At 70.2% G+C, this 19,074-nt stretch carries 16 protein-coding genes; 8 read left to right on the top strand and 8 right to left on the bottom strand.

Annotation, left to right across the window (positions count from 1 at the left end):
- Window positions 1-147 precede the first annotated feature (147 nt).
- Window positions 148-1,872, top strand: coding sequence for a lactate permease LctP family transporter (locus tag ACWTPI_RS20400; RefSeq protein ID WP_454732545.1), 1,725 nt, complete (start codon window positions 148-150; stop codon window positions 1,870-1,872).
- Window positions 1,873-2,717: 845 nt separating this feature from the next.
- Here ACWTPI_RS20400 and ACWTPI_RS20395 read toward each other — a convergent pair.
- The 4 genes from ACWTPI_RS20395 to ACWTPI_RS20380 form a co-directional block, all read right to left on the bottom strand.
- Window positions 2,718-3,881 (bottom strand): CaiB/BaiF CoA transferase family protein, encoded by a 1,164-nt coding sequence (locus ACWTPI_RS20395; RefSeq protein ID WP_029044257.1) that lies wholly within the window; start codon window positions 3,879-3,881, stop codon window positions 2,718-2,720.
- A gap of 72 nt (window positions 3,882-3,953) precedes the next feature.
- Window positions 3,954-4,415, bottom strand: a complete 462-nt coding sequence (locus ACWTPI_RS20390; RefSeq protein ID WP_020206080.1) for a PaaI family thioesterase — start codon at window positions 4,413-4,415, stop codon at window positions 3,954-3,956.
- Window positions 4,416-4,589: 174 nt separating this feature from the next.
- Complete coding sequence (locus ACWTPI_RS20385) at window positions 4,590-5,570, bottom strand: Bug family tripartite tricarboxylate transporter substrate binding protein (protein ID WP_020206081.1); 981 nt, start codon at window positions 5,568-5,570, stop codon at window positions 4,590-4,592.
- A gap of 242 nt (window positions 5,571-5,812) precedes the next feature.
- Window positions 5,813-7,633: an acyl-CoA dehydrogenase family protein gene (locus ACWTPI_RS20380; RefSeq protein WP_454732544.1), complete on the bottom strand. Its 1,821-nt coding sequence runs from the start codon at window positions 7,631-7,633 to the stop codon at window positions 5,813-5,815.
- Window positions 7,634-7,915: 282 nt separating this feature from the next.
- Here ACWTPI_RS20380 and ACWTPI_RS20375 point away from each other — a divergent pair, with 282 nt between their 5' ends.
- Window positions 7,916-8,791, top strand: coding sequence for a LysR substrate-binding domain-containing protein (locus ACWTPI_RS20375; protein WP_454732543.1), 876 nt, complete (start codon window positions 7,916-7,918; stop codon window positions 8,789-8,791).
- 185 nt (window positions 8,792-8,976) lie between these two features.
- On the opposite strand, the gene ACWTPI_RS20370 is transcribed toward ACWTPI_RS20375, so the two are convergent.
- Window positions 8,977-9,276, bottom strand: a complete 300-nt coding sequence (locus tag ACWTPI_RS20370) for an antibiotic biosynthesis monooxygenase family protein (RefSeq protein ID WP_059412063.1) — start codon at window positions 9,274-9,276, stop codon at window positions 8,977-8,979.
- A 314-nt stretch (window positions 9,277-9,590) separates the two neighbouring features.
- Here ACWTPI_RS20370 and ACWTPI_RS20365 point away from each other — a divergent pair, with 314 nt between their 5' ends.
- From ACWTPI_RS20365 to ACWTPI_RS20355, 3 genes are read left to right on the top strand one after another with little or no spacing between them, the layout of a single operon-like run.
- A complete protein-coding gene (locus ACWTPI_RS20365; protein ID WP_020206086.1) occupies window positions 9,591-9,896 on the top strand; it encodes a FeoA family protein in 306 nt (101 codons plus the stop codon).
- A 21-nt stretch (window positions 9,897-9,917) separates the two neighbouring features.
- Window positions 9,918-11,789 carry a ferrous iron transport protein B gene (feoB, locus tag ACWTPI_RS20360; RefSeq protein WP_029044258.1) on the top strand — a complete coding sequence of 624 codons (1,872 nt, stop codon included), beginning with the start codon at window positions 9,918-9,920 and terminating at the stop codon, window positions 11,787-11,789.
- A 17-nt stretch (window positions 11,790-11,806) separates the two neighbouring features.
- The gene (locus tag ACWTPI_RS20355) at window positions 11,807-12,121 is read left to right on the top strand and encodes a DUF6587 family protein (protein ID WP_454732542.1); all 315 of its coding nucleotides are present in this window, start codon (window positions 11,807-11,809) and stop codon (window positions 12,119-12,121) included.
- A 218-nt stretch (window positions 12,122-12,339) separates the two neighbouring features.
- Here ACWTPI_RS20355 and ACWTPI_RS20350 read toward each other — a convergent pair whose 3' ends face one another.
- On the bottom strand, window positions 12,340-13,725 hold the full coding sequence (locus ACWTPI_RS20350; RefSeq protein ID WP_454732541.1) for a hypothetical protein: 1,386 nt from the start codon (window positions 13,723-13,725) through the stop codon (window positions 12,340-12,342).
- Between the two features lie 955 nt (window positions 13,726-14,680).
- On the opposite strand from ACWTPI_RS20350, the gene ACWTPI_RS20345 reads away from it, so the two are divergent.
- Window positions 14,681-15,331 (top strand): OmpW/AlkL family protein, encoded by a 651-nt coding sequence (locus tag ACWTPI_RS20345; protein ID WP_020206090.1) that lies wholly within the window; start codon window positions 14,681-14,683, stop codon window positions 15,329-15,331.
- 151 nt (window positions 15,332-15,482) lie between these two features.
- Here ACWTPI_RS20345 and ACWTPI_RS20340 read toward each other — a convergent pair whose 3' ends face one another.
- The gene (locus ACWTPI_RS20340; protein WP_020423973.1) at window positions 15,483-16,979 is read right to left on the bottom strand and encodes an AMP nucleosidase; all 1,497 of its coding nucleotides are present in this window, start codon (window positions 16,977-16,979) and stop codon (window positions 15,483-15,485) included.
- A 171-nt stretch (window positions 16,980-17,150) separates the two neighbouring features.
- Here ACWTPI_RS20340 and ACWTPI_RS20335 point away from each other — a divergent pair, with 171 nt between their 5' ends.
- Window positions 17,151-17,540, top strand: a complete 390-nt coding sequence (locus tag ACWTPI_RS20335) for a GNAT family N-acetyltransferase (protein WP_020206092.1) — start codon at window positions 17,151-17,153, stop codon at window positions 17,538-17,540.
- A gap of 11 nt (window positions 17,541-17,551) precedes the next feature.
- Entirely contained in the window at window positions 17,552-17,986 is a 435-nt protein-coding gene (locus ACWTPI_RS20330) for an EamA family transporter (protein ID WP_020206093.1), read from the top strand.
- 34 nt (window positions 17,987-18,020) lie between these two features.
- Here the strand turns inward: ACWTPI_RS20330 and ACWTPI_RS20325 are convergent, their stop codons facing one another.
- Window positions 18,021-19,019, bottom strand: a complete 999-nt coding sequence (locus ACWTPI_RS20325; RefSeq protein WP_454732540.1) for an MBL fold metallo-hydrolase — start codon at window positions 19,017-19,019, stop codon at window positions 18,021-18,023.
- Window positions 19,020-19,074 lie beyond the last annotated feature (55 nt).

Below are 19,074 nucleotides of genomic sequence, written 5' to 3'. Positions count from 1 at the left end.
GGGGAGCAAACCCGCAGCGACGGGACCGCTCCTGCAGCCCACAAGCCCACAAGCCCACAAGAAAAACACAAAACACAAACCAAAACCACGCAAGAAGGCGCCCCCTTCAAGTTCATTTCAAACGCATCCATCGGAGGAGACCCGACCATGCAACCCTGGACCCAGATCTACACGCCGCTGGGCAGCTTGTGGCTGTCCGCGCTCGCGGCGGCGCTGCCCATCCTGTTCTTTTTCCTCGCGCTGGCCGTGCTGCGCATGAAGGGCCACGTGGCCGCGGCGATCACGCTGCTGCTGGCGCTGGGCGTGGCCGTGCTGGCCTACGGCATGCCGGTGCCGCAGGCGCTGGCCGCGGCCGGGTTCGGCTTTGCCTACGGCCTGTGGCCGATCGCGTGGATCATCGTGACCGCGGTGTTCCTCTACAAGATCGTGGTCAAGACCGGGCAGTTCGACATCATCCGCGCCTCGGTGCTGGCCATCACCGACGACCAGCGCCTGCAGATGCTGCTGATCGGCTTCGCGTTCGGCGCCTTCCTCGAAGGCGCGGCGGGCTTCGGCGCGCCGGTGGCGATCACCGCGGCGCTGCTGGTCGGGCTGGGCTTCAACCCGCTCTACGCGGCGGGGCTGTGCCTGATCGCCAACACCGCGCCGGTGGCGTTCGGCGCGATGGGCATCCCCATCATCGTGGCGGGGCAGGTAACGGGCATCGACGCCATGCGCATCGGCGCGATGGCGGGCCGGCAACTGCCGCTGCTGTCGCTGGCGGTGCCGTTCTGGCTGGTGTTCATCATGGACGGCAAGCGCGGCGTGAAGGAGACCTGGCCGGCGGCGCTGGTGACGGGCGCCAGCTTCTCGGTGACGCAGTACTTCACCTCCAACCACATCGGGCCGGAACTGCCGGACATCACCTCGGCGCTGGTGAGCCTGATCTCGCTGACGCTGTTCCTGAAGGTCTGGCAGCCGCGCAGCGCCAGCCAGCGCGCCGGCGGCGCGCTGGCCGTGGGCGGCGGCGGCGCGGCGGCGCTGGCGCGCGTGGGCGGCGGGCTGGCCGCGGGCGGCCTCGGCAAGGTGGCGGGCGATAACCGCCGCGCCTCGCCCTACACCACCGCGCAGACGCTGCGCGCGTGGGCGCCGTTCGGCATCCTGACGGCCATCGTCACGGTGTGGAGCCTGCCGTCGTTCAAGGCGCTGTTCGCCGGCAACGGCGCGCTGGCCGGATCGGTGCTCAAGTTCAAGGTGCCGGCGCTGGACCAGTTGGTCATCAAGGCCGCGCCCATCGTGGCGCAGCCCAAGGCCTACGAAGCGGTGCTGAAGCTCGACCTGCTGTCCGCCGTGGGCACCGCCATCCTGCTGACCGCGCTGATCTCCGCCGTGCTGCTGCGCATGAAACCGCGCGACGCGCTGGCCACCTTCGGCGAGACCGTGGCGGAACTGCGCCGCCCGATCCTGTCGATCGGGCTGGTGCTGGCCTTCGCGTTCGTCACCAACTATTCGGGCATGTCGTCCACGCTGGCGCTGCTGCTGGCCGGCACCGGCGCCGCGTTCCCGTTCTTCTCGCCGTTCCTGGGCTGGCTGGGCGTGTTCCTGACCGGCTCGGACACCTCGTCCAACGCGCTGTTCTGCTCGTTGCAGAGCACCACCGCGCACCAGATCGGCGTGTCCGACACGCTGCTGGTGGCGGCCAACACCACGGGCGGCGTGACCGGCAAGATGATCTCGCCACAGTCGATCGCGGTGGCCTGCGCGGCCACCGGGCTGGTGGGCAAGGAGTCGGAACTGTTCCGCTTCACGGTGAAGCACAGCCTGCTGTTCGCGGTGATCGTGGGGGGGATTACGATGGTGCAGGCTTATGTTTTGACGGGGATGGTGCCGTAGTTTTTGGTATTTTGGTTTTCGACTTTAAAGTCGAAGGTTTTAACTTCAAAGTCAAATTCAAAAGCTTAAAGTCAAAGGCTTTCGCTCCCCCGGAGCGACCTACTTTCTTTTCCCCGAAAAGAAAGTAGGCAAAGAAAGCGGGCTGCCTGGCCGGCAGGGGCAGAAACGTTGGGATTTCTCTTGTTGGTGGTTTCGTGGTGGGGGCGGTGGTTCTGCTGGCATCCTGCCGTTACCGGTTCGGCTGGCCACGATCTGGCTGGCGGTATTGGTTTCGCGGTCAGACCTATGATGACGAATGCACTGCTTGTTCGGGCATCTGCCGTTACCGGCTTGGGCCGCCACGACATAGCATCCTCGTGTTTTCGTGGTGGGCGTGGTGGACCCGGCGCGGGTGTGTTGGGTTTCGATGAGCGCTCTCTGGCGCGTCTCAGAATCTCGCACCGAGTTCAAACGGGAGCCACCGCGCCCACCACGAATCCAGCACCGTCCCTATGCCGTGTGCATCCGCCCCGGTCGCGGCAGCAGCCCGAAGGGCCTGGACCTCCGCCATCATGCAGCGCCACCACGAATCGAACACCACCCGAGAGACAGTGGCCGCCAAAACCGGTACCGGCAGAATCCCAGCAGAACCACAAACCCCACCACGAAACCACCAACCCAAGCAACACTGTTCGGCTCTGCCCCTGCCGGCCAGGCAGTCCGCTTTCTTGGCCTACTTTCTTTTCGGACAAAAGAAAGTAGGTCGCTCCGGAGGAGCGAAAGCCTTTGACTTTGACTTTAAGCCTTTGACTTTGAAGTTAATCCTTTAAAGCCTTTGACCGTAAATTCCCCCAAAAGAAACCCCCTTATTCCCCATCATTCGCCGCCACCACCGGCAAAAACCTCTCCCCTTCCGCCAACGGCGCAAACCGATACGTCGCCGGCGTGCGGCTAAGCTTCACAGGCGCCCCCAGCCCCTTATACCCCCCCGCCATCTCCACCACCATCCCGCGGTGCGCGGTATGCGGATGCTGCAAGGCATCCGCCACCGACAGCACCGGCGCGCACGGCACGCCGGCGGCTACCAGCGTGTCGGCCAGGACCTTGCCGTCCAGCCTGGCCATGCGCGACTCCAGCTCGACCTTCAGCGCCGAGCGGTTGACCGAGCGCGCGCCCGCGGTGGCGAAGCGTTCGTCGTCGGCATATTCGGCGATGCCGAGGTGCTCGCACAGGATGCGGAACTGGCGGTCGTTGCCAACCGCGAGGAAGATCGGGTCGGTGGCGGTGGCCACGGTGTCGTAGGGATAGATGTTCGGGTGCGCGTTGCCGGTGCGCGCCGGCTCCTTGCCGTTCATGAACCAGTTGGCGGCATGCGGGTGCAGCAGCGACAGGCCCGAGTCGTACAGCGCGGCCTCGACGAACTGGCCGCGGCCGCTGCGCTCGCGTTCCTGCAGCGCCAGCAGCACGCCGAGCGCGGCGTTCAGGCCCGTGACCATGTCCACCACCGGCAAACCCACGCGCAGCGGGTCGCCGCCGGCTTCGCCGTTGATGCTCATGATGCCGGCCATCGCCTGGATCGCGGCGTCGTAGCCGGGCAGGCCGCCGAGCGGGCCGTCGGCGCCGAAGCCGGACACGCGGCAATGCACCAGGCGCGGGAAGCGCGCGCACAGCGCGTCGTAGCCCAGGCCCCATTTCTCCAGCGTGCCGGTCTTGAAGTTCTCCACCAGTACGTCGGCGTCGGCCAGCAGGGCGAGCAGGACTTCGCGGTCGGCCTCGGTGGTCAGGTCCAGCCGCATCACGCGCTTGTTGCGATTGAGGCCGAAGTAGTACGAGGCCACGCCGTCCTTGAACGGGGGGCCCCAGGTGCGGGTATCGTCGCCTTGCGGCGGCTCGATCTTGAGCACGTCGGCGCCGTGGTCGCCGAGGATCTGTCCGCAGAACGGACCGCCGAGGATGCGCGAGAGATCGACCACGCGGATGCCGGCGAGCGCGCCGGGCGATGCAGGGGGTTGGCTCGGGGATTGGCTCATCAGGGGGCTCCGTTCATGGCGGGAATGGCTTGGGAAGTGGCCTCGCCGGCGGCGCGGCGAGGCGGTGTCCGGTTATTTGGCGGGCACGCGCTCCACCAGCTTGAAGGTGCCGGTGGCCAGCGCCAGCAGTTCGCCCTGCTCGTTGCGGATCTCGCCGCGCGCGAAGCACATCGCGCGGCCGCGCCGCTCGCACCAGGCGATGCCGGTCAGCTCGCCGCGGCCGGGCGCGGTGAAGTGCACGGTCAGGTCGATGGTGGCCACGCCGTAGTTGCGCGGGTCGTGGCCGCGCGCGGCGCACGACAGCACGCAGTCGAGCAGCGTGGCGATGGCGCCGCCGTGGACTTCGCCGCGGCTGTTGGTGTGGTCCGGGTGGTAGGGCATGCTCACGCGCGCCTCGCGCGCGTCGATCTGCACGCCGCGCAGGCCGAACACGCGCGACATCGGCATGGTCAGGCCGAACAGCGTGCCGGGGGGCTCGCCGGCGAATTCGTTGACGGGCGCGTTGGCGGGCGTGGCGGTGCGAAGATCGTTCATGGCGTTGCGGATACGAAAAAAGGAAGGGGCGCGCCGCGGCGCAAGCGCGGCGCCCGGCGGACGGAGGTCGATACTACCGCCGATTGGCCCTTCCCTGACCGGCCGGCGCGGGTTGCCGCCGTAATGCTGCGCGATGATCGGCCATCGGCGGCATCGCGCGGCAGGCCGTCCGCGTCAGTCGAGCTGCGCGCCCGATTTCTGCACCACGCCGCGCCACTTGGCGACTTCCGCCTTGACGAAGCCGCCCAGCTGCTCGGGCGTGGTCGACGGCGGGAACTCCAGGCCCTGGGCCTGCAGCGTCTTGCGCACCTCGGGCTGCCTGAGCGCGTCGGCGAAGGCCTGGTTCAGCCTGGCGATGACCGCCGGCGGCGTGCCGGCCGGCGCCACCACGCCGAAGAACACCGAGACGTCGAAGCCGGGCACGCCCTGCTCGGCCACGGTGGGCACGTCGGGCAGCGCCTGCGAGCGGCCCTTGGTGGTCACGCCGAGCACGCGCACCTTGCCGCCCTTGATGAACGGCAGCGCGGTCAGCACGTCGGTGAAGGTCATGCTGACCTGGCCGCCGAGCAGGTCGTTGAGCGCGGGGCCGGTGCCCTTGTAGGGGATGTGGCGAAAGTCGGTGCCGGCCAGGTTGTTGAACAGCACGCCAGCGAGGTGCGAGGAGGCGCCGTTGCCGGACGAGGCATAGGTCAGCTCGCCCGGGTGCGCCTTGCCGTAGGCGACCAGTTCGCCCACGGTCCTGGCCGGCACCGTGGGGCTGACCACCAGCACGTTGGGCAGCTGCCCGATCTGGATCACCGGGGCGAAGCTCTTGACCGGGTCGTAGTTGATCTTGCGGTAGAGGCTGACGTTGATGGCCAGCGGGGCCGAGGTGCCGAACATCAGCGTGTAGCCGTCCGGCTCGGCGCGCGCCACCGCCTCGGCGCCGATGTTGCCGCCGGCGCCGGCGCGGTTCTCCACCACCACGGTCTGGCCGAGGCTGGTCTTGAGCGCCGCGGCCAGCGTGCGCGCCATCACGTCGGTGGGGCCGCCGGGCGGGTAGGTCACGATCATCATGATCGGCTTGGAGGGGTAGTCTTTCTGCGCCAGCGCGGGGGCGATGCCCACGCACAGGGTGCACGCGGCGACGGCGGCAAGGCGTTGCCAGAGGGTCATGGTGGTCTCCTGTTGTCAGTCGTCTTCCGCCGGGCGAGGTGCGCCCGAACGGAGTGCGCGGGCGCCGGGTGGGCGCAGCCGCGGGGGCTTGCTGGTGTTGCGGTGCTGCGGTGCTGCGGTGCTACGGTTCGTGGTGCTTTGGGGACTGCGGCATGGCTTGCGCTGGCCCTCTCCCCCGGCCCCTCTCCCGCGGGCGGGAGAGGGGAGCACGCAACGGGTGATCTCTTTTTTCCGCGGTGTGTTCAGAACAGGTTGATGTGGTCGACCGCGGCGGCGGCGCGCACGGTGCCGTCGGCCGGCGGCGCCACGGTGTCGGCCAGCCAGTCGGGCTCGGCCTCGCCGGCCAGCGGGTCCTGCGGCAGCACGCGGTGCACCAGCACGAGCTGGGCCAGGCGCATGCGGCGCTCGGAGCCGATGCGGCCGGCTTCCCATGCCATCGCCACGGCACTGGTCACGTGGTACAGCGCGGAGGCGGCCTGGCGCGCCAGCACGTCGCCGTCGGCGCCGGCCTCGGCGGCGCGCGCGGCCAGCGCCACGGCGCGGCCGAGCGCGGCGTCGAACGCGGCGCGCGCGCCCGGGTGCAGCGGCGTGTCGCGCAGCAGGCCGTCCAGATGGGCCTGCAGCACCGGCAGCGCGCCTTCGCGGCGGATCGCGCGCAGCACGTCGAGCGCGACGATGTTGCTGGTGCCTTCCCAGATCGAGCCGAGGTGGGCGTCGCGCACCAGGCGCGGGTCGCTCCATTCCTCGATGTAGCCGCAGCCGCCGCGGATCTCCATCGCGTCGCCGGTGACTTTGCGCGCGTCGCGGCAGGCGCGGAACTTGATCAGCGGCGTGAGCACGCGCATCAGCGCGTAGGCGCCTGCCTCGCCGGCGTCGGCGCGGCGCAGCGCCTCGGCGGTCTGGAACACCATCGTGCGGGCCTGCTCGGTGGGCAGCGCGAGCTTGAGCAACTGGCGGCGCATCAGCGGCATGTCGACCAGGCGCTTGCCGAACGCGCGGCGCTCGCGCGCGATGAACTGGCCTTCGGACAGCGCGCGGCGCATCAGGCCGGCGGCGCGCACGCCGTTGGACAGGCGCGAGTTGTTGATCATGTCGGCCATCTGCACGAAACCGCGGCCGAGCTCGCCGACCAGGTGCGCCTGCGCGCCTTCGAGGCGGATCTCGCCGCTGGCCATCGAGCGCGTGCCGAGCTTGTCCTTGAGGCGGATGATGCGGTACTGGTTGGCGCTGCCGTCGGCCAGCGTGCGCGGCAGCAGGAACAGCGACACGCCCTTGATGCCGGGCGCGGCATTGCCGTGCTCGTCTTCCACGCGCGCCAGCACCATCGCCAGCGCGGCGTCCGGGTTGGAGCAGAACCACTTGTCGCCCGACAGGCGCCAGCCGCCTTCGGCCCGCGCGTCGCGCACGGCGCGCGCGGTGGTGGCGGCCACGTCGGAGCCGGCGCCCTGCTCGGTCATGAACATGGCGCCCTGGTACAGGTCCTCGAAGACCTGGGTGGTCAGGTTGGGCAGGTAGCGCGCGACCAGCGCCGGGTCGCCGAACTTGCGCAGCGTGCGCGTGAGCGAGTCGGTCATCGAGAGCGGGCAGCACAGCCCGAACTCGGCCTGCACGAACAGGTAGGTCAGCGCGTACTTGGCCGCCGCCGGCATCGGCTTGTCCCAGCCGAGCACGCCGCCGCGGTGCGAGGCCGCGGCGAGACCGAACTCGGAAAACGCCACGCGCTCCAACTCCACGTAGGCCGGATGCTTGTCGATGGCCTGCGCGTCCAGCCCGGTGCGGGTGCGGTGCGACAGCACGGGCTTGTTGTGGTCGGCGGTGTGCGCCAGCCGGTCCAGCACGCCGCCGGCCAGCGCGCCCATGCGGTCCAGGTGCGGCAGCAGGTGGGCGAACAGGTCGGGCGGCAGGTACAGCGGCAGCAGCGCGCGCAGGTCCGGGTCGCTGGCGAACAGGTTCACGCCCTGCTGGTCGGGCACCGGATGGGCCGGGGTGGCCGGGGTCGCAACGGAAGCGGAAGCGGAGGCGGAAACGGAAGCGGCCGGCTGGCGCGCAGCGCTGGTCTGCATGAGGGATCTCCTGTGTTGGCCGGCACGCGCCGGCGGCGCCGGGCCGCGCTGGCAGCGGGGCTGCATGCGGGCCGGCGGTATTGCGGTAGCGGGCGTTGGTTGTCTCTGTTGCTTGTATTTGTGCTTTTCGCAGCCCTTTCTGGCTTCCTGTCGTTCCAGGACGGGGCGCTGCGGCAATCCGCCACACTGGCGCGGGACGGATGCCTTGCCTGCATTATTCAAAGCGCGTCGATTCGTGTCTAATTCTAAAATTGGCTTGATCCATATATTTTTTGTATCGACATGGAATTCCGTCACCTGCGCTACTTCCTCGTGCTGGCCGAAGAGCTGCATTTCGGCCGGGCCGCCCGCCGCCTGTCGATCTCGCAGCCGCCGCTGTCGCTCAACATCCAGCAACTGGAGGCGTCGGTGGGCGCCCGCCTGTTCGAGCGCGACAGCCGCGGCGTGCGCCTGACCGCGGCCGGGCGCGCCTTCCGCGAGGCGGCCGGCGCGCTGCTGGCGCAGGCCGAGGACGCCCGCCAGCAGGCCCGCGAGATCGAGGCCGGCGCCATCGGCCGGCTGCGCATCGGCTTCGTCGGCTCGATGCTGTACCGCGGGCTGCCGCAGCGCCTGCGCGAGTTCCAGGCCGGCTACCCCGGCATCCAGGTGACGCTGACCGAACTCAACTCGCAGGAACAGATCGACGCGCTGCTGCACGACCGGCTCGACGCCGGCTTCATCCACACCAACCGCGTGCCCGACGAGCTGGCCACGGCGCTGGTCCACAGCGAGCCGTTCCTGTGCTGCGTGCCGGCCGACCATGCGCTGGCCGGCCAGCCGAGCGTGGCGCTGGCCGCGCTGCGCGGCGAGCCGTTCGTGCTGTTTTCCCGCAAGGTCTCGCCGGACTACTACAACCGCATCTTCGAGATGTGCGCGGCGCAGGGCTTCTACCCGCAGATCCGGCACGAGGTGCGGCACTGGCTGTCGGTGGTGTCGCTGGTCTCGCAGGGCACCGGCGTGGCGGTGGTGCCGGCGGCGCTGCAGCGCTCGGCGATGGCGGGGGCGGTGTTCCTGCCGCTGGCCGAGGCCACGGTGCCGTCGGAGGTGTACTGCGCCTGGAAGGGCGCGGTGGAAGATCCGGCGCGCGAGCGCTTCCTGGAGATGGTCAGGGCGGGGTGAACGCCACCCCGGAAAGAAAAATGCCGCCTGCTTTACCGGCAGGCAGCATTGTCAAGTACGCGTGGAACGGGGTGTTCAGCGTGAGGCCAGCTTACCGCCTGCACCGGCCTCAACCAATAACGCAAATGCGTTATTCCCCTCCCCCCATCTGGGAGGGGGCGCGGGCGGCGGGCGGCCCCCGCCGCTCAGAAGCCTTCGACCGCGATGCTGACGTGCCCCACGTCGGGCGCGGAGGCGAAGTGCTCGCCGACCAGCTTGCGCCATTCGGCGAAGTCTTCGGACTCGCGGAAATCCACCATGTGGTTCTCGACCGTCTCCCACTTCACTTCGAGCGTGAAGCGCGACGGGTTCTCGATCGAACGGAGCAGGCGCAGGCCGTGGCAGCCGCGGGCGCGCCGGAACAGCGGCGCGGCCTTGGCCACGGCGGCTTCGAAGGCCGACTCCGAGCCGGCCTTGATCTGGAACTGGGCGATTTCGAGGATCATGTCTCTTGACTCCGTATTTGCTTGTCTTGCGGATGGGAAAGCCGGCCCCGCGGGCGCCGGGCGCGGCGGCCATGCCATGACGGCGGCATGTGTCGACTCGCATTCTATGCCGGGGCACGCTATGCTGTTGCGCCTTCGCCGCCGGAGCCTGGCGCAGAGCCTTGTCCGGCCCCGCCGTCAGCACGCTGGCGGCACGGCGAAAACCGGACGTCCCCAGGCAAAAGCGGCTACAATGGGAACGATTTTCATTTACGTACCCTGGCGTGAGTTTGCCGACCGCGTGCCGTGCCTCGCGCCAACGGACTGGAAGCCTCATGCGGTTGTCTGAACTTCCGCGGCGCACTGCCGCTGTCATTGTCTCGGTCGATGACACCTCCTCCAGCGATCCCGTTGCGCGGCGCCTGCGCGAGCTCGGCTTCGTGCCCGGCGAAGCCGTGCAGGTCATCGCGCTGGGACCGTTCGGCATGGACCCCCTGGTGGCCCAGGTCGGCTTCACCCGGTTCGCGCTGCGCCGCTCGGAAGCGGCGCGCATCACCGTGGAGGCCGTGAGCGCTTCCGTATCCAGCATCACGCCGGCCGCGCAGCCCGACGCGCCCGCCGCCAAACGCACCGCCGCCTGAAGCGCGGCCCCTGCCAAGAACATGTCCGCCGCATCCCCGACCTCCGCCGCCCAGCGTCCCGCCTTGCGCGTGGCGCTGGTGGGCAACCCCAACTGCGGCAAGACCGCGCTGTTCAACCGCCTGACCGGCAGCCGCCAGAAGGTGGCCAACTATGCCGGCGTCACCGTCGAGCGCAAGGAAGGCCATTTCGTCTCGCCGGCCGGCCGCCAGGTGCGCGTGCTGGACCTGCCGGGCGCCTACAGCCTGCACGCGGCCAGCCTCGACGAGGCCATCACGCGCGACGTCTGCCTGGGCCAGCGCCCGGGCGAGCCGCGCCCGGACCTGCTGGTGTCGGTGGTGGACGCCACCAACCTGCGCCTGCACCTGCGCTTCGTGCTGGAGCTGCGCCGCCTGGGCCTGCCGATGGTGCTGGTGCTCAACATGAGCGACGCCGCCGAACGGCGCGGCATCCATATCGACCGCGACAAGCTCGCCGCCGCGCTCGGCATGCCGGTGGTGGAGACCATCGCGGTCAGGCGCGACGGCGCGGCCAGCCTGCTGGCGGCGCTCGACGCGGCCCTGCCCGACGCGCCGCCGGCCACCGACGCGCCGCCCTCGGACCTGGACGTGCACCATGAGGTCAAGCGCCTGCTGGAAGCCGCCGTCACCATGCCGGCGCGCACCGCGGCGATCGACGACCGGCTCGACCGCATCGTGCTGCATCCGGTGTTCGGCCTGGCGATCCTGGCCGTGCTGCTGTTCCTGATGTTCCAGGCGGTGTTCTCGTGGGCCGCGCCGGTGATGGACGGCATCGAGGCCGCCGTGCACTGGTTCGGCGAGCTGGTCGGCAGCCACCTGCCCGAGGGCATGCTGCGCAGCCTGCTGGTGGACGGCCTGATCGCCGGCCTGGGCAGCGTGATCGTGTTCCTGCCGCAGATCCTGATCCTGTTCCTGTTCATCCTGACGCTCGAGGAATCGGGCTACCTGCCGCGCGCGGCCTTCCTGCTGGACCGCCTGATGATGGGCGCGGGCCTGTCCGGGCGCTCCTTCATCCCGCTGCTGTCGAGCTTCGCCTGCGCGATTCCCGGCATCATGGCCACGCGCACCATCCAGGACCCGCGCGACCGCATCACCACCATCCTGGTGGCGCCGCTGATGACCTGCTCGGCGCGCCTGCCGGTGTACGCGCTGCTGATCGGCGCCTTCATCCCGGCGCGCACGGTGGCCGGGCTGTTCAACCTGCAGGGGCTGGTGCTGTTCGCGCTGTACGTGGCGGGCATCGTCAGCGCGCTGGTGGTGGCCTACGTGCTGAAGTACTTCCGCCGCGACCGCACCGACCATCCGCTGCTGATGGAGCTGCCGTCGTACCGCATCCCCAACCCGCGCGACATCGCCATCGGGCTGTGGGAGCGCGCGCGCATCTTCCTGTCGCGCGTAGGCAAGGTGATCCTGACGCTGACGGTGCTGCTGTGGTTCCTGGCCACCTTCCCGTCGCCGCCGGACGGCGCCACCGCGCCGGCCATCGACTACAGCTTCGCCGGCATCATCGGGCGCGCGCTGGAGCACGTGTTCGCGCCGGTGGGCTTCAACTGGCAGATCTGCATCGCGCTGGTGCCGGGCCTGGCCGCGCGCGAGGTTGCCGTGGGCGCGCTGGCCACCGTCTATGCGCTGTCGGGCAGCGACGACGCCGTGGCCAGCCAGCTCGCGCCGATGATCGCCTCGCAGTGGTCGCTGGCCACCGCGCTGGCGCTGCTGGCGTGGTACGTGTTCGCGCCGCAGTGCATCTCGACGATGGCGGTGATCCGCCGCGAGACCAATTCCTGGAAGGTGATGGCCGCCTCCACGCTCTACCTGTTCGCGCTGGGCTACCTGGCCGCGTTCGCCACCTACCGCATCGCCCTGATGTTCAGCTGACCCGAGGTGCCGCTGCCATGAGCCTCTACCACGCCTTCGAAACCCTGCTGGTGCCGCTGATCGTGCTGGTCTGCGCGGTCTCCGTGCTGTCGCGCTACGCGCCGCGCTCGCGCGAGCGTTTCAAGGCCTGGCTGGCGACGCGCCTGGGCGGCGCGGCGGCCACCGGCTGGCGCCTGCGCGCGGTGGCGTGGCTGGCGCCGCAGGCGGTGGCGGGCTGCGCCAGCGGCTGCGACAGCGGCGGCTGCAATACCTGCGGCTCGAGCACCACCGAGGGCCAGCCGGCCGAGCCCGCGCGCAACGAGCAGGTCATCCGCTTCGTCGCCAAGCGCTGAGGCGCGGCGGCCCCGGCGGCGCGAAACCGCCCGCCGGAAGACGCATCCGGCCCTCGCGCGGGCCACGCAGAATTGGGTACGCCCTGGCTTCCGGCCGGTTTACCTGCAGCCCTCCGGCACGGCCGCGACGCGGCTTTTCTCCGCGCGCTTCCCCAGCTTTCCCCAGCACAAGACGATGCCCGGCAGGCTTCCCCGTCGGGCATCGTTGCGTTGCGCGCTCAGCTCACCGTGCCCGGGATCGTGACCGTGACCGGCTCCTGCTCGGGGCCGGCCGTGCACGTTGCCGTCACCGAGAAGCTGCCCGCCGCCAGCGGCGTCACCAGGACCTGCGCGGCATTGACGCCGGGCGCGAGCGCCACGTTGGCGCTGGCGGTCCAGTTCCAGCCCGCGCAGTCGGAGAAGACGTCGTCGGCGCCGTACAGCTTGAGCGTGGCGGTGGCCGGGATCGGCAGCGGCAGGCCCAGCAGCAGGCGCAGCGGCTGCGGCCCGTTGTAGACCAGCGCCCACTTGGGCTGCTCGGTCACGGCCAGGCTCGCCCTGGGCGTGGCGGCGATCTTGCTGCTGGCCGCCGTGACCTGCAGCACGCTCTGCACGGTGGGCATGCCGGGCGCGATGGCGGTGCTGACCGTGGCCTGCCGCGTGGCCGCGTCCGCCGCCACCGACAGCGTGGGCGAGGCCGCGGCATAGGTCCAGGCGCCGTCGAAATCGGCCGTCACGTCCTGCGCGTCGCTGCGGATCACGCGGGCGGCGAAGGTCTGCGGATAGCCGTTGAGCACCGACAGCGCGTTGACCGGCGTGCCGCCCTGCGACAGCGCCAGCCGGTAGGTGTAGCCGGCGTTCTTCAGCACCGTGACCAGCATCTGCCCGCTGACCGCGACGCCGTTGGGCGCGGTGACGGAGACCGTGACCGTACCGAGCGCGGCGGTGGCCGAGCTGTTGCTGCCAGTGAGCGTGGCGCTGTTCTGCGCGGCGCTGACCTGCACGTTGGCGCTGGAGCTGGCCCAGGCCCAGTCGTGCACGGCGGCGCTGACGTCGCTGCCGTTGGCGTCGAGCAGCGTGGCCTTGACCGGCTGCGCCTGGCCGTCGGCCAGCGACAGCACCGGGTTGGACAGCGCCAGGTTGTAGCTGGCGGCGGTGGGCAGCACGGTGATGGTGGCGGCCTGCGCCGGCAGCGTGAGCGTGCTGCTGTCGGAGGTCCTGATGGTGGCCAGCACCTGGATAACGGCGGTGCCGGCGGCCACGCCGGTGACCGTGGCGGTGCCGTTGGCTGCGGCCGGCACCACGGTGGCGAGCGTGGTGCTGGAGGAAGCCCACGCAAAGGTGCTGCCGGCGGTCAGGTCGTTGCCCTTGCTGTCCACCACCGACGCGCTCACCGAGATGCTGCGCCCGATGGCGACCTGTCCCGAGGTCGTGGAAAGCGAGACCGAGTACTGCACCGGCGCGAGGTCCGCCGCGGTGCCGGTGGTGGACGGCGCGGTCCCGGCGCCGCCCCCGCCACCGCTGCCGCCGCCGCCGCACGCGGCGAGCATCAGGGCCATCCACGCGCACGCCAGCCACGCCGGCCACGCCCGCTGTCCGCCGGCGCATTTCCCGGTTTTCTTCATGATGCCTGCCTCCTCCGTTGGTGTCTTGTCTGCGCCGGCAGCGAAACACTTCGATTCTTCTCAAGGCTAGTCACGATGCGCGCGTGGCTGTACCAGCCATACGGTTGAAGGTTCGAGGCCTGTGTGCGCCGTCGCACGCGCGAATGTGGGCCGCAGGGAAAGCCGCCGGTCCGGCAACGCGGACCCCGTCACGCCGGCGCGCGCTCTATCTCTGGCTCGCGGCAGGATGCGATCCGCCAGGGCCGCGCCGCGGCCGGGGAAATGCAATGCCGGCCGATCGGCCCGGGAGCGGAACGCCCGAAAGCCGGCGCGAACCCGCGCCGGCTGGAATCGCCAGGATGGATGAAGGACAGACGGAGACGGCCCTGCCGTGATGCGGACAGAACTTGCGCGGATGGAACCCGTGCGGGCGAAGCCCGTGTGGCATGATCCGTACAGCAAGGCCCGCGCAGAAAAGCCGGTGTGCCCCGCCCCCACGGGGCACACCCGGAAAGACGCCTTTGCGGGGCGCCCACGACATGCTCGTTGCTGTGTTGCTCTTTGCTGTAACCGTGTGCACAGCGTAAGGCCAGCCGCCGCGCGCGGCCACGAATATTTGCGCATGTCCTTAGAGCGTGTCTGGCGCTTGGGAGCCGGCCACGCCAGGCCGGAGCGGGCCCCGGGCCGCGGCCGGGCGTCGCGGTTCCGGCGTTGCTGCATCGCCGCAAACCCGGGGCGCCGATCCACTCCAGCGCGCGCCCCAACGCGCGCCCCGGCCGCCATGCCGGGAGTCCGGCAGGGAGCCAGGCGGGGCCAGCGGCCCGCCCGGCGACGGTCCGGCAGCCCACTGTCGCGGCTTCGCGACGCAGCCGCCAGCGCCGGCAGCCGATACTGCTATTCTTGCTCTTGGTCAAGGTTCACATGGGAACGCTCCGCCACACTGTGCGTGAAGTCTTCCAATTAATGAGCCAACATCATGAAGAATCGTCTGCTTGTCCCCACCCGTCTCGCCACCACCGCCGTCGCCGTCCTGGCCCTGTTCGGCGCGCTTGCCGCCACGCCGGCAGCCGCAGCGGACGAAGCCCAGGGCAACTGGATGGTGCGCCTGCGCGCCACCTATCTCGACATGGCCGACAAGTCGGACCCGATCGGCGGGGTCGGCCCTTCGGACCTGATCACGGTCAACAACAAGTGGATCCCGGAACTCGACGTCACCTACTTCATCACGCCGCACATCGCCACCGAACTGGTGCTGACGGTGCCGCAGAAGCAGGACGTCTACCTGGGCGGCAGCAAGATCGGCACGTTCTCGCACCTGCCGCCGAGCCTGCTGCTGCAGTACCACTTCCTGCCTGAAGCCACGTTCCGCCCGTATGTGGGCGCCGGTATCAACGTCACCCGCATCTGGGGCGCCAACCTCGCCGGCAACACGCTGTCGCTGGACCGCTGGAGCGTCGGCCCGGTCCTGCAGATCGGCATGGACTACAAGCTCACGCGCAACTGGTTCCTCAACGCCGACGTCAAGAAGACTTGGATCTCGTCGGACGTGAAGGCCGGCGGCGTCAAGCTCTCGAACGCGAGCCTCGATCCGTGGCTGTTCAGCGTGGGCGTGGGCTACCGCTTCTGAAGCGGGCGCATGCACAAGGCAAGCGGTCGTCCGCGGCGGGATGCGCGGGCGGCGGCAACGCGGCGGCGCGCAGGGCCGGTGACGGCGCTCGCGCCGCGCGTGCGTTTGTTGCGCGTTTTTGTTTTTTTGTCGTGACCGCGGGACCGACGAGCTAGCGGAACGCCGGCTCGTCGAAGCTGCGCAGCTTGCGCGAGTGGAGCTGCTCGGCGCCGGCCTCGCGCAGGATGCGGATCGCCTCGAGCCCGATCGTCATGTGCTGGCTCACGCGCTGGCGGTAGAACGCATTGGCCATGCCGCGCAGCTTCAGCTCGCCGTGCAGCGGCTTGTCGGACACGCACAGCAGCGTGCCGTAGGGCACGCGCAGGCGGAAGCCGTTGGCCGCCACGGTGGCGCTTTCCATGTCGATGGCGATCGCGCGCGACTGGTTGAAGCGCGCGTACAGCGACTTGGACTTGAGTTCCCAGTTGCGGTCGTCGGTGGAGACCACCGTGCCGGTGCGCATGCGCGTCTTCATCTCGTTGCCGGACAGGCCGGTGATGCGCGCCACCGCTTCCTGCAGCGCGACCTGGATCTCGGCGATGGGCGGCACCGGCACCCACGGCGGCAGGTCGTGGTCGAGCACGTGGTCGTCGCGCACGTAGGCGTGCGCGAGCACGTAGTCGCCAAGCTGCTGCGAGCGGCGCAGGCCGCCGCAGTGGCCCACCATCAGCCAGCAATGCGGACGCAGCACGGCGAGGTGGTCGGTCATGGTCTTGGCGTTGGACGGACCCACGCCGATGTTGACCAGCGTCACGCCGAGCCGGTCCTCGCGCACGAGGTGGTAGGCCGGCATCTGCGGCAGCGCGCGCGGGCGCTGCGCGTCGTCGGGCTCGGCCGCGCCGCGCACCTGCACCACGTCGCCGGGCTCGACGAAGCGCGCGTAGCCTTCGGCGCCCTGCGCATCGTCCGCCGCCATCAGCGAGCGGCCCAGCTCGATGAACTCGTCGACGTAGCGCTGGTAGTTGGTAAACAGCACGAAGCGCTGGAAATGCTGGGGCGCGGTGCCGGTGTAGTGGTACAGGCGCTGCAGCGCGAGATCCACGCGCTCGCCGGTAAACAGCGACAGCGGCCAGGCCTCGCCGGACACGGGCTCGAAGGTGCCGTTGGCGATGGCGTCGTCGATGCGGCTCAGTTCCGGCAGCACGAACGACGCCTCCAGCTCGCGCGCCTGCGTGTAGCTGATGTCGGTGGTGGAGGCTTCGATGACGAACGGCAGCGGGATCGGCCGCCGGCTCACGCCGACCACCACGGGCACGCGGTGGTAGCGCAGCAGGCGCTCGATCTGGTCGCGGTAGTAATCGGCCAGCAGGTCGGGGCGCGTGACCGTGGTGCCGTACACGCCGGGGTAGGCCACCGTGCCCCACGAGGGCCGGCTGTCGGTCACCATCGTCTCGAGGTTGACCGAGATGCCGAGATAGGGATAACAGGCGTGCGCCGCGGACGGCAGCGGCTGCCCGTGCGCGAACGCGTCGAAGCGCGCGCGTATGGCGCCGACCGATGCCTCGTAGATCTCGAGGATGCGGGCGAGCGCCGCGTCGGCGTCGTTGAACTCGGCCAGCTGATCGGCCGGATGGGCGGAAGAGAAGATCGAGGCGTTCATGGCAAGCATGATACCCCGCCGCAAGAGGGAAGCAACATGGCGGGCCGCCAAATTGACGGGCCTGCGCGCGCTCGCTACACTGCCAGCAGTCTTTGGCGGCCCCGCGCCGTCCTCGCCTCGTGACGCCCCCCGACAGAAGGGCTGCGCCGAGTTGCCGTATGTGCTTGCATGGGAGCCCCGATGGAAATCCGCAATCTGCTGCCCGACGAAATCGAGGCGGCCAGGCAACTGCTTGCGGCCAACGGCTGGGCACACCGGGTTGCCAACACCGAGCGCTTCGCCCGCCTGATCGCCAATTCGCAGCGCGTCGCGGTCGCGGTCGACAAGGGGGAGATCGTCGGCTTCGCGCGCGCCCTGTGCGACGACGTCTCCAACGGCTACCTGTCGATGGTGGCGGTGGCGCCGAGCCACCGGCGCCGCGGCATCGGCCGCGCGCTGGTGCGCCACATCGTCGGCAACGATCCCGACATCACCTGGGTGCTGCGCGCCGGCCGCTCTTCCGAGGCGGCCTTCTTCGGCCAGCTCGGCTTCGTGCCGTCGCTGGTGGCGATGGAACGCCGGCGCCTCTGAGCCGCCGCATCATGTCTTCCGCCGCGGGCTGGTTCCACTGGGCGCTGCTGTCGGCGGTGTTCGCCGCGCTGACCGCGATCTTCGCCAAGATCGGCCTCGCGGGCATCGACTCCGACCTCGCCACGCTGGTGCGCACCGCGGTGATCATCGTGGCGCTGGCCTTGTTCGTGGTGCTGACCGGCAAGTGGAGCAACCCGCTGGCGCTGTCGCCGCGCACCTGGACCTTCCTGCTGCTGTCCGGCCTCGCCACGGGCGCTTCATGGGTGTGCTACTTCCGCGCGCTGCAGATCGGCGACGCCTCGAAGGTGGCGCCCGTGGACAAGCTCAGCCTGCTGCTGGTGGCGGTGTTCGCCGTGGTCTTCCTGGGCGAGCGCCCGAGCCTGCGCGAGTGGGCCGGCATCCTGCTGGTGGGCGCCGGCGTGCTGGTGCTCGGCTTGCGGCGCTAGCGCCGGCGCGTCGCGGCAGCGGCGCCCGCGCGCGCTACCGGTCGGTGCGCACCGGCCCGTACTCGACCGGCACCCAGACATAACCGTGGCCTTCGGCGCGCACGTGGCCGATGCCCGGGAACGGCAGGTGCGCGCCGGCCACCCACAGCTTGCCGCGCGCGGCCTGCGCCAGGATCGCCTTGCGCGCGCTCACGGCCTGGCGGCTGTCCACGTCGAACGCCATCGCCACCTCCGGCCGGCGGAACTGCACCGCGTGGCTGTGCACGACGTCGCCCCAGACCAGCATGCCCTGCCCGCCCGACCTGAACAGGTAGCCGCTGTGGCCCGGCGTGTGGCCGTGCTCCGGCACCGCGGTGACGCCGGGCACCAGTGTGTCGCCGGCGCCATAGGCGCGCAGCCGGCCGGCGGCCTGGTAGGGCGCGACGGCGGCCCGCGCCAGCGCGAAGACCGCCTGCGCGTCCTGCGGCGCGCGCGCGGCGGCGGCTTCGTCCAGCCAGTAGGCGGCATCGGCCCGGTCGACGTACACCGTGGCGTTGGCGAACACCGGCTTGCCGTCGGCCACCAGGCCGCAGGCGTGGTCGGGATGCAGGTGGGTGAGCAGCACGGTGTCGACCTGGGCGGGCTCGTAGCCGGCCGCGCGCAGGTTCTGCGCCACGTGGCCCAGCGCGGAGCCGAAGCAGGCCGCCGTGCCGGTGTCGACCAGCACCAGGTTGCCGCCGGTGTGGATCAGGTAGGCATTGACCGCGGTCTGCATGCCCGGCGTGCTGGCCACGAACATGCGCGCCAGCAGGCGCTGCACCTCGCGCGGGCTGCTGTACCGGAATATCTTTGTGTCGAGGTCGACATGCCCGTCGTACAGCGCGGTCACCTCGAACTGGCCCAGCATCATGCGGTAGTAGCCGGGCACCTGCGTCTTCTGCTGGGCCGGCGGGGCCGAGGCCGCCGGCGCCTGGGCCAGCGCGCCGGCCAGGGCCAGCACCACGCTCAGGGAAACCGCCAGCCGGCGGCGGAGGAAACAAGGCAGGGTCGTCATGCAGCGCTCCAAAGCAATCCGGGGGCGGCGATCCTGCATTATCCCCGCAAAGTGC

The sequence above is a fragment of the Cupriavidus ulmosensis genome, assembly GCF_977008105.1.
Note: the sequence above shows the minus strand (reverse complement) of the source record. Positions and strands in the feature narration are given on the sequence as shown.